Source organism: Kribbella sp., assembly GCF_035687465.1.
In the GTDB taxonomy this organism is placed as follows: domain Bacteria; phylum Actinomycetota; class Actinomycetes; order Propionibacteriales; family Kribbellaceae; genus Kribbella.
The window spans coordinates 1-4,840 of sequence record NZ_DASRXP010000524.1 but is presented as its reverse complement, the minus strand read 5'-3'; the positions used below and the strand labels follow the sequence as shown (position 1 = coordinate 4,840).

The window sequence follows — 4,840 nt, the reverse complement described above, 5'->3', positions numbered from 1 at the left end:
CGTCTGCGTGGATGAGACCCTCTTCCCCACCAAGGATTTCGATGGCCTGACCGTGCGGCTGTACGACGTCGAGGCGGGATCTTGGGCGATCTACTGGGTCAACAGTTCGCGGGGTGTGCTCGATCCGCCGGTGTACGGGGGCTTCGGGCCGGACGACGTGGGCATCCTCGAAGGACCTGACCGCCACGACGGGCGGCCGGTCGACGTCCGGTTCCGTTGGACGAAGGGCGACGTACCGGTCTGGGAGCAGTTCTACTCCGCTGACGGCGGTGAGACCTGGGAGAGCAACTGGACGATGACCTTCACGCCGCGGAAGGTGACCAGCGACTTCGACTTTCTCAACGGGTACTTCGATGTCGTGCACCGGACGTTGAACAAGCCGCTGACCGGGAGCGACGAGTGGCAGGAGTACGCCGGTACCTGCAGCGCGCGCACTCACTTCGACGGGGCGATCAGCATCGACGAGATGCAGTTCCCGAGCAAGTCGTCGTACGGGATGTCGTTGCGCCTGTTCGATCCGGTCGAGAAGCAGTGGTCGATCTACTGGGTGGACAGCAGGACGATGCGACTCGGCCCACCTGTCCACGGCAAGTGGACCGACGGCTCCTGCTGGCTGCAGGGCGAGGACGAGTACGACGGGCGCACAGTGCTGGTGAGCTACGCCTGGCGCGACATCACGGACACCACAGCCCACTGGGAGCAGGCGTTCTCCGAGGACGGCGGTGAGAACTGGGAGGTCAACTGGACGATGGACTTCACCCGCCGCGACACCGAACCGCCGCGGGTGGACGTTCCCAAGGTCACGAGCGACTTCGACTTCCTCGTCGGCGAGTGGGCCTTCCACAACCGCCGGCGCAGGCCCGTCCTCGGCGAGCCGGCGGAGTGGTACGAGCTGGACGCCACGATGAAGGGCTACACCTACTTCGACGGCCTGATCAGCTTCGACGAGGGCTGGTTCCCGACCGAGGGCTTCCGAGGCGCGACCTTCCGCCTGTACGACCCAGTCGCCAGAACCTGGTCCATCCACTGGATCAACAGCCTCCGCGGCACCCTGGAGACCCCCGTGATCGGCTCCTTCACCGACGGCATCGGCATCTTCGAAGGCCCAGACGCCTGGCAGGGCCAACTAATCGACGTCCGCTTCGTCTGGACCCCCGGCGCCCACCAGGCCGCCTGGGAACAACTCTTCTCCACCAACGGCGGAGAAACCTGGGTCTCCAACTGGCAAATGACCCACACGCGCACTGCCTGAACCTGGCCGCCCGCGCCCCTTGCTGCTGTGTTCATTCGCCCCCTTTCACCCCTCTTCACCGCGATCACTGTGCAGGCAGCCTGAAGGGTGAAAAGGGGGCGAATGAACACGAGGGTGGGGGCGCCGGCGGGCGGGTTAGAGGGTGCGGGTGGCAAGCAAAGTGGAGAGGGCTGCTTGGGTGGATTCGTAGCCCTTGTCTTCGCGGCTGTCGGGGAGGCCTGCTCGGTCTAGTGCCTGGGGGTCGTTGTCGCAAGTGAGGAGGCCGAACCCGACTGGTACGCCGGTCGACATCGAGACCTGCATGAGGCCCTCGGTTGCCGCCTGGCAGACGTACTCGAAGTGCGGGGTGTCGCCACGAATCACCACGCCCAGGGCTACTACGACGTCGTACCCGCTCTTGGCGGCGTGCAGCGCGGTGACGGGGAGTTCGAAGCTGCCCGGGACGCGGATCACCTTGTAATCGGTGACTCCGGACTCGGACAGTGCGCGTTCGGCCCCGGCGACCAGGGCGTCGGTGACCTTCGGGTGCCACTGCGCCGCGACGACCGCGACCCGGACGCCTTCCGCCCGCGGGATCTCGATCGTGGGTGCTCCGCTGCCCGACATCAGTTGGCTCCGTCCTCGTCCGTGCCGGTGGGCAGGTGGTGGCCCATCCGGTCGCGCTTGGTGCGCAGGTACCGCAGGTTGTGCTCGGTCGGGTCGATCGAGATGCCCCGGCGCTCGACCACGTCGATGCCGTAGCCCTGGACCCCGGCAAGCTTGTCCGGGTTGTTGGTCAGCAGCTTCACCGAGTTGATGCCCAGATCCGCCAGGATCTGCGCGCCGGTGCCGTAGTCGCGGGCGTCGGCCGGCAGCCCCAGGTCGAGGTTCGCGTCGACCGTGTCGCGGCCGGCGTCCTGCAACTCGTACGCCTGCAGTTTGTGCAGCAGGCCGATCCCCCGGCCCTCGTGGCCGCGCAGGTACACCACGACGCCACCTTCCGCCGCGACCTGACGCATCGCCTCGTCCAGCTGCGGACCGCAGTCGCAGCGCAGCGAACCGAACACGTCACCGGTCAGGCATTCGGAGTGCAGCCGGACCAGGGTCGGCCCGTCCCCGATCTCGCCGCGGACCAACGCCAGCTGCTCGGTCCCGTCGATGGTGTTCCGGTAGCCGTGGGCAACGAAATCGCCGTACCGGGTGGGCAGGGTGGTGGTCGCGACCCGCTGGATCTGGCTTTCCGTACGGCGCCGGTACCGGATCAGGTCCTCGATCGAGATCAGCACCAGGCCGTGCTCGTCCGCGAATGTCCGCAGGTCTCCCCCGCGCTTCATGGTGCCGTCGTCGTTCACCAGTTCGGCGATGACCGCGGACGGCCTGAGTCCGGAGAGCCGGGCCAGGTCGAGCGATGCCTCGGTGTGCCCAGGACGGACCAGTACGCCGCCCTCCCGGGCGCGCAGCGGAAAGATGTGCCCGGGCTGAACCAGGTCGTACGACTCGGACGCCGAGTCGGCCAGCACCCGGATCGTCCGCGCCCGGTCGGCCGCCGAGATCCCCGTGGTCACGTTGTCCCGCGCATCGACCGAGATCGTGTACGCCGTCCTGAGCCGCTCGCGGTTGTGCGGGGTCATCAGAGGGATGCCGAGCCGGTCGAGCTCGGCCGCCTCCATCGGCACGCAGACCACGCCGGAGCTGTACCGGATCAGGAAGGCGAGCAGTTCCGGGGTCGCCTTGGAGGCCGCGAAGACCAGGTCTCCCTCGTTCTCGCGGTCCTCGTCGTCGACCACGATCACCGGGCGACCGGCCCTGATCTCGTCGATCGCATGCTCGATGGTGTCCAGCTTCAGTACTTCGCCCATGATCAACCCACCACAACTGGCTCAGGCGTCGAGGTGCTCGACGCGCGGTTCTGGATCCGCCACCAGGCTGCGAACCCGATGACGCAGAACAACCCGTAGACGACGTACATCGCAGCGGACGGGTAGAACTTCGCCTGCACAAGCAGCGGTACGCCGACCACGTCGACCGCGATCCAGATCAGCCAGAACTCGACGAAGCCACGGGCCATCCCGTACGTCGCCAGGATCGAGCCGGTGAGGATCCACGCGTCCCACTGCGGTCCCCAGGAACCCAAGGCCTTCAGGACCGGGTACGCGATGGCGTAGAGGACCACGGCGACGCCGAGGAGCTCAATACGTTCGCGGGTCGTCGCCCACCGCGGTTGCACGCCTGTGCCGTCCCTGTGGCGACTCTGGTACCAGCGGTACCAGCCATACAGGCTGACAAGCGCGAAGAACACCTGACGACCGGCCTGGCCCCAGAGGTCCTTGTCCTGCGGGGTGTCGAACAACCCGCCGACGAACACGGTGAACAGCAGCACATTGCCGACGATGCCGACCGGCCAGGCGGCGACCAGGCGGCGCATACCGAACAGCGCGCTCGCGAGGCCGAAGACGTTGCCGACGATCTCCCGGATCAGTACCGGTGAACCGGCGATCGTCACCTGCTCGTGCAGCAACCAGTTCGTGAAGCTCATTCCTTGCCTCCAGCAACAGCATCGGAGCCGCCGCTCGTGAGCAGGCGCTCGACATACTTTGCGATCACGTCGACCTCGAGGTTGACCGTGTCGCCGACCTTGTTCCGGCCGAGCACGGTGAGGTCGAGCGTGGTGGGGATCAGGCTGATCCCGAACGTTCCGGTGGAGTCGTCCACATCCGTCACGGTCAAGGAGACCCCGTCGACTGCGATCGAGCCCTTCTCCGCGACGTACCGGAGGATCTCTCGCGGCGCGGAGATCCGGACGACCTCCCAGTGTTCGGCCGGCTCGCGGCTGGCGATGGTGCCGACACCGTCCACGTGTCCCTGCACGATGTGACCGCCGAGCCGGGCGTGCGCCGCGACCGCGCGCTCCAGGTTCACCCGGGAGCCCTTCTCGGCGCCGCCGAGGCTGGTGCGCTGCAGGGTCTCGCGCATCACGTCCGCGGTGAAGGTCCCGTCGCCGGTCTCGATCACCGTCAGGCAGCAGCCGTTGACCGAGATCGAGTCGCCGTGGCGCGCGTCCGAGGTGACCGTCGGTCCGTGGATCCGGAGCCGGGCGGCGTCGCCTTCCAGCAGGTCGAGTGCTTCGACGGTGCCGAGTTCTTCGACGATTCCCGTGAACATATGGTCAATCCGTCCTTCTCGTCGTGTCCTGCTGGGTGCTATCGGTCGTGGAGTCGCGCGGGGTCAGGGTCAGCCGGACGTCGTCGCCGAGGCGAGTGACGTCCGCAAGATGGAACCGCAGGAGGTGGTCGATAGATTCCGCACCGAGATCGCCGACCGCCGAGAACCCCGAGCCGAGGACCGCGGGAGCGACGTACGCGACGATCTGGTCGACCAGGCCGGCGCGCAGGAAGGCGGCCGCCAGGGTCGGGCCACCTTCGAGCCAGAGGTGCCGGATCTGGTGGTCGTCCAGCTGGCGTAGTACCTCGGCGGGATCGTGGGTGGGGAGCAGCAGCGTCTCGGCCCGGTCGTTGCGGACCTTCGCGGTCGCCGGGATCTCCCGGTCGCCGACCACGACACGGAGCGGTTGCCTGGCGGCGGGCCGGTCCTGCTGGTCACGAACCGTCA

At 67.4% G+C, this 4,840-nt stretch carries 6 protein-coding genes; 1 reads left to right on the top strand and 5 read right to left on the bottom strand.

Annotated features, from left to right (window positions below; translation table 11 throughout):
• On the top strand, positions 1–1,252 hold a 1,252-nt coding region (locus tag VFG33_RS27855), incomplete at its 5' end, for a hypothetical protein (RefSeq protein WP_325055934.1).
• 135 nt (positions 1,253–1,387) lie between these two features.
• Here the strand turns inward: VFG33_RS27855 and ribH are convergent.
• The 5 genes from ribH to VFG33_RS27830 form a co-directional block, all read right to left on the bottom strand.
• Complete coding sequence (gene ribH, locus VFG33_RS27850) at positions 1,388–1,858, bottom strand: 6,7-dimethyl-8-ribityllumazine synthase (RefSeq protein ID WP_325055933.1); 471 nt, start codon at positions 1,856–1,858, stop codon at positions 1,388–1,390.
• Positions 1,858–3,090 carry a bifunctional 3,4-dihydroxy-2-butanone-4-phosphate synthase/GTP cyclohydrolase II gene (locus VFG33_RS27845; protein ID WP_325055932.1) on the bottom strand — a complete coding sequence of 411 codons (1,233 nt, stop codon included), beginning with the start codon at positions 3,088–3,090 and terminating at the stop codon, positions 1,858–1,860. The genes ribH and VFG33_RS27845 overlap by 1 nt, the downstream gene beginning before the upstream one ends.
• Positions 3,091–3,092: 2 nt before the next feature.
• The gene (gene pnuC, locus VFG33_RS27840) at positions 3,093–3,767 is read right to left on the bottom strand and encodes a nicotinamide riboside transporter PnuC (RefSeq protein WP_325055931.1); all 675 of its coding nucleotides are present in this window, start codon (positions 3,765–3,767) and stop codon (positions 3,093–3,095) included.
• Complete coding sequence (locus VFG33_RS27835; protein ID WP_325055930.1) at positions 3,764–4,393, bottom strand: riboflavin synthase; 630 nt, start codon at positions 4,391–4,393, stop codon at positions 3,764–3,766. Before VFG33_RS27835 ends, pnuC begins: the two co-directional genes overlap by 4 nt.
• Before the next feature lie 4 nt (positions 4,394–4,397).
• A partial coding sequence (locus VFG33_RS27830) for a RibD family protein (RefSeq protein WP_325055929.1) occupies positions 4,398–4,840 on the bottom strand: 443 nt, incomplete at its 5' end.

What these genes read in the sequence shown, in the direction of transcription:
- ribH (WP_325055933.1), bottom strand. Translation starts at nt 1,858, where the DNA reads ATGTCGGGCAGCGGAGCACCCACGATCGAGATCCCGCGGGCGGAAGGC.
- VFG33_RS27845 (WP_325055932.1), bottom strand. Translation starts at nt 3,090, where the DNA reads ATGGGCGAAGTACTGAAGCTGGACACCATCGAGCATGCGATCGACGAG.
- pnuC (WP_325055931.1), bottom strand. Translation starts at nt 3,767, where the DNA reads ATGAGCTTCACGAACTGGTTGCTGCACGAGCAGGTGACGATCGCCGGT.
- VFG33_RS27835 (WP_325055930.1), bottom strand. Translation starts at nt 4,393, where the DNA reads ATGTTCACGGGAATCGTCGAAGAACTCGGCACCGTCGAAGCACTCGAC.